At 32.9% G+C, this 1,735-nt stretch carries 2 protein-coding genes; both read left to right on the top strand.

What is annotated here, in order from left to right; all coding sequences use genetic code 11:
* Positions 1 to 402: PorP/SprF family type IX secretion system membrane protein (locus ACFQ5N_RS14310; RefSeq protein WP_386810476.1), on the top strand; the 402-nt coding region annotated here is incomplete at its 5' end.
* A gap of 17 nt (positions 403 to 419) precedes the next feature.
* Positions 420 to 1,735, top strand: a 1,316-nt coding sequence (locus ACFQ5N_RS14305) for a carboxypeptidase-like regulatory domain-containing protein (RefSeq protein WP_386810474.1), incomplete at its 3' end; no start/stop codon positions are given.

Genomic DNA, 1,735 nt, shown 5'->3' with positions numbered 1-1,735 from the left:
CCAAACTTTTTAGAGACCCGTCATTTAGAAAGCGGTAATGGTTATGTAAGTACAGCTTCAGAGAAAATGCACTATTTTTTAACAGCAGGTTATGTATTTGATTTATCAGACAATTTATTGTTAAAACCATCTACTATGTTTAAGGCTACTTCTGGAGCACCTTTATCGGTAGATCTTTCGTTGAATTTATTGGTGAATCAAATGTTTGAAGTAGGACTATCTTATCGAATAGATGATTCTATTAGTGGTATGGTTGGTTTCCAAGTAAACAATGATTTTAGAATAGGTTATGCCTATGATTATACTACAAGTAATTTTGGAGATTACAATTCAGGCTCTCACGAGGTTATTTTATTGTATGAATTTAATAGAAGAAATATCAAGAGTCCAAGATTCTTTTAATACCTATAGCAAGAGATATGAAAAAAAATAGCATACTAATATTTTTAATTTGTGTAAGTTTTTTAACAAGAGGGCAAGAAATTACAAGTACTCCAGAAGAGAACTATGTAGTAAAGAATATTTCAGGGAATACTAAATACCAAGATTATGGTGTTTCTTATGCAGGAGATAGTACCGTTATTTTTGCATCTTCCCGAAAAGGTAAAACTATACGAAACAAAGTTTGGAAAGGAAACGATCAACCGTTTTTACAATTGTACAAAGGAGTTTACAATCAAGATGGAGAGATTACCAATATAGAATTGTTTTCAAAAAAGATCAACACAAAGTTTCACGATGCAGATGTTACGTTTACAAAAGATTTAAAGACAATTTACTTTACACGTAACAATTATTTAGACAAGAAGTTTAAAAAGGATACGTTAGATTGGAACTTAAATCAGTTGTACAAAGCTACCGTTAATGAAAAAGGCGATTGGGAAGTACAACAAATGCCATTTAATAATGACAATTACCAAACCGGTCATCCTGCATTAAATAAAGCAGAAGACAAGTTGTACTTTATCTCAGATATGTTAGGCGGTTACGGTAAAACGGATATTTATGTAGTAGATATTTTAAGTGATAGCACGTATAGCAAACCAAGAAACTTAGGACCAAATGTAAACACAAAAGGGAAAGAGATGTTTCCTTTTATAGACGGTCAAGATATTTTGTATTTTTCATCAGATGCTTATGTTGATGGTATGGGCGGTTTAGATGTTTATGTAACAAGAATAAAAAATGGCGTAGCTGTAAAAAAAGCAGAAAACATAGGACGACCAATCAATAGTGATAAAGATGACTTTGGTTTTGTACGCCAACCAAACACGAACTTAGGATATTTTTCATCTAATAGAAAAGGTGGAAAGGGCGATGATGATATTTATTCTTTTGAAGAGAAGCAACCGCTAAACTTTGATTGTTATCAATTTGTAGAAGGAGTTGTACGCGATAGAGAAAGTGGAGCATTAATGCCAGGTGCTTTGGTAGAGTTGTTTGATCAGTCCGGAGAAGTTATAGGCAGTGTTATCTCAGATATGGCCGGAGCATTTGAGTATAAAGTAGCTTGTGATACGCCATACAAAGTAGTAGGGTCTAAACAAGATTATACAACAGATAGCAAAGAGTTTATTACCTCTAATGTTCATGACTTGAAATTAGAACTAGGATTATTAATAGAGCCAAGTGATTTTGTTACAGTTCGAGGAATGTTAATGGTGAATATCAATCCAATTTATTTTGATTTAGATAAGTCCAACATTCGAGAAGACGCTGCAATTGAGATAGAGAA

Source organism: Lutibacter holmesii, from assembly GCF_042679665.1.
Lineage (GTDB): Bacteria > Bacteroidota > Bacteroidia > Flavobacteriales > Flavobacteriaceae > Lutibacter > Lutibacter holmesii.
The sequence above is the reverse complement of the archived record's forward strand: the minus strand, read 5'-3'. Positions and strand labels throughout refer to the sequence as shown.